Origin of the sequence: Pseudomonas sp. C8002 (assembly GCF_013385765.1) — a bacterium.
Lineage (GTDB): Bacteria > Pseudomonadota > Gammaproteobacteria > Pseudomonadales > Pseudomonadaceae > Aquipseudomonas.
Window position 1 is genome coordinate 1 of sequence record NZ_JACAPJ010000056.1, and the last position, 2,732, is coordinate 2,732.

At 60.2% G+C, this 2,732-nt stretch carries 4 protein-coding genes; all 4 read left to right on the top strand.

Features of this window, described 5'->3' with window-relative positions; all coding sequences use genetic code 11:
* The coding region (locus HX814_RS31260; RefSeq protein WP_177015454.1) for a hypothetical protein at positions 1-138 on the top strand (138 nt) is incomplete at its 5' end.
* A gap of 100 nt (positions 139-238) precedes the next feature.
* A complete protein-coding gene (locus HX814_RS31265; RefSeq protein ID WP_003220032.1) occupies positions 239-961 on the top strand; it encodes an ABC transporter permease in 723 nt (240 codons plus the stop codon).
* A 16-nt stretch (positions 962-977) separates the two neighbouring features.
* On the top strand, positions 978-1,715 hold the full coding sequence (locus HX814_RS31270) for an ABC transporter permease (RefSeq protein WP_102369535.1): 738 nt from the start codon (positions 978-980) through the stop codon (positions 1,713-1,715).
* Between the two features lie 17 nt (positions 1,716-1,732).
* Positions 1,733-2,524, top strand: coding sequence for an ABC transporter ATP-binding protein (locus HX814_RS31275; protein ID WP_003220035.1), 792 nt, complete (start codon positions 1,733-1,735; stop codon positions 2,522-2,524).
* Positions 2,525-2,732: the final 208 nt, after the last annotated feature.

Genomic DNA, 2,732 nt, shown 5'->3' on the forward strand with positions numbered 1-2,732 from the left:
GACGAAGCCGCCGAGCGTATCGCTCGCGTGCTGCACAACGACCCGGCGACCGGCGTGATGCGTCATGCGGATGCGGGCTACCAGATCGCGATTGATTGCGCCAAGGAGCAGGGTTTGAACCTGCCGATGGTCAAGTAAACCAGGCAGGCAGTTGCACCCTTTGCTTCATGGACGTCGGGCAGGTTGAGACGGATTTCAAGGTTCCGGTGCTTTATGTGTTTTCGGTAGGAGTGACTTGATGAGTCTCATGCAGATGCTCAGTTTTGGCGACACGGGTTGGGGGATGGCCTTGCTCAAGGCCGCCCTCATGACCGTGTTGTTGACCCTTGCGGCGCTGGTGGTCGGTGCGCTGGTCGGCAGCCTGGTGGCCATGGCCAAGCTTTCCAAAAAGCGTGCCTTGCGATACCTGGGGGATGCCTATTCCATCCTGTTCCGGGGGATTCCGGAGCTGTTGGTGATCTACCTGTTCTATTTCGGCGGTGCCAGTGTGGTGACGGCCGTCAATCACTGGTTTGGCGGTGAAGGCTATGTCGATGTCCCGCCGTTCATGGTGGGGGCCATCGCCGTCGGATTGATCTCGGCGTCGTATCAGGCTGAGGTCTATCGCGGTGCCTTTATCGCGGTGGCCAAGGGTGAGCTTGAGGCAGCACTGGCGATCGGCATGAACCGCGCAACGCGGATTCGCCGGGTGCTGATCCCGCAGATCTGGCGGTACGCGCTGCCGGGCCTGGGCAACGTCTGGCAAATGAGCCTGAAAGACTCCGCGCTGATTTCGGTGATTGGCCTGGTGGAACTGATGCGCGCCAGCCAGGTGGCGGCGGGTTCCACGCGCCAGTACTTCACGTTCTACATCGTCGGCGGCGTGTGCTACCTGATTCTGACCGGGCTTTCGGGCCGTCTTTTCAATATTGCCGAAGCGCGCGTACAGCGTACGCAGCGGCGCAATCCTGCACAGTCGTGAGAAGGGACCGTTTGCCATGATCGATTTCGCCTTTCTTGCCGACACCATGCTCAAGTTGCTGGGTGCCTTGCCCATCACCCTGGCCTTGTTTTTTTCGTCCCTGACCCTGGGGTTGCTGCTGTCGCTGGGCGTGGTGTCCATGCGCGTCAGCCGCTGGCCATTCCTCAGCTACCCGGCGCGTTTCTACATCATGCTGTTTCGCGGCACGCCGCTGATGATCCAGATGTTCCTGATCTATTACGGCCTGGGGCAGTTCCCGGCGATTCGCGACAGCTTCCTGTGGGTGGTGTTGAGGTCGCCTTATGGCTGCGCCGTGGTCTCCCTGGCGCTGTGCACCGCCGGTTACACCGCTGAAATCATTCGCGGTGGCCTGCTGAGCGTGCCTCAAGGGCAGATCGAAGCGGGGCAGGCGGTAGGCATGGGGCGTTGGACCCTGCTGTGGCGAGTGATCGGCCCGGTCACCTTGCGCCAGGCGCTTCCGGCCTATTCCACCGAGGCCATTTTGCTGGTCAAGTCCACCGCGCTGGCCAGCCTGGTCACCGTGTGGGACGTCACCGGCGTGGCGCAACAAATCATCCAGCGTACCTACCGCACCATGGAAGTGTTCATTTGTGCGGCGTTGATCTACCTGATCCTGAATTTCCTGGTGGTGCGTGTGGTGGCCTGGATTGAACATCGTCTGTCGCCCCATCTGCGTGAGCGGCCGAAAGACCTGCCGGTCAAGCAAACCCCCGAACCTATTTCTCATTCCTGATTGCAGCGGAGCTTGTCATGAGTACTCAGATTCAGAGCGCCCTTACGGTTAACAACATTCACAAGGCTTTCGGTTCGGCACAGGTTCTCAAGGGGATTTCGCTGGAGGCTCACAAAGGTGACGTGATTTCCATCCTCGGTGCCAGCGGTTCGGGCAAGAGCACTTTCCTGCGTTGTATCAACCTGCTGGAAACCCCGGACGAGGGCAGTATTGTGCTCGACGGCGAAACCATCGAGCTCAAGCGCCAGCGCAACGGTCGGTTGTTGCCTGGCAGCACGCGGCAGGTGGAGACCATGCGCAGCAAGCTGGGCATGGTGTTCCAGAGTTTTAACCTGTGGTCGCATATGACGGTTTTGCAAAATGTCATCGAGGGGCCGATGCGGGTGCTCAAGCGTTCGAAGGCCGAGTGTGTGGAGGAAGCTGAGCAACTGCTGCACAAGGTGGGGCTTTATGATCGCCGTGATTATTACCCGGCGCATTTGTCGGGTGGGCAGCAGCAGCGGGTGGCGATTGCCCGGGCGTTGGCGATGAACCCGCAAGTAATGTTGTTTGATGAGCCGACTTCGGCGCTGGACCCGGAGTTGGTGGGGGAGGTGTTGCGGGTGATGCGGTCGCTGGCCGAGGAAGGGCGGACCATGTTGGTGGTGACCCATGAGATGGGGTTTGCGCGGCATGTGTCCAATCGGGTGGTGTTTATGGCCAATGGGTTGATTGATGCCCAGGGCACCCCGGCGGAGTTGTTTGAGGGGTTGCCGACGGAGCGGTTTCGGCAGTTTGTATCGAGTCATACGCAGCGTAGTGCGGAGTAGTGGTTGGGTGTTGGTTGGGTTTGGGTATATATCCGTTGCTGCGGTAACGGCCGCTTATGGTTTCGCTCTTACAGCGAGTCACTTTGCAAAAGCGGCAAAGTAACCAAAGCGCTCTGCCCCGCCTGTCGGCGCCTCGCTAGGGCTCGGCGTTCCCTCACTCCGGCACCGCGAAGCGGGCCGCCGCGATGGGCCATCCTTGGCCCAGCGC

Excerpts from the sequence above, each read along its gene's own strand:
- HX814_RS31270 (WP_102369535.1), top strand. The coding sequence starts at position 978 with ATGATCGATTTCGCCTTTCTTGCCGACACCATGCTCAAGTTGCTGGGT.
- HX814_RS31275 (WP_003220035.1), top strand. The coding sequence starts at position 1,733 with ATGAGTACTCAGATTCAGAGCGCCCTTACGGTTAACAACATTCACAAG.
- HX814_RS31265 (WP_003220032.1), top strand. The coding sequence starts at position 239 with ATGAGTCTCATGCAGATGCTCAGTTTTGGCGACACGGGTTGGGGGATG.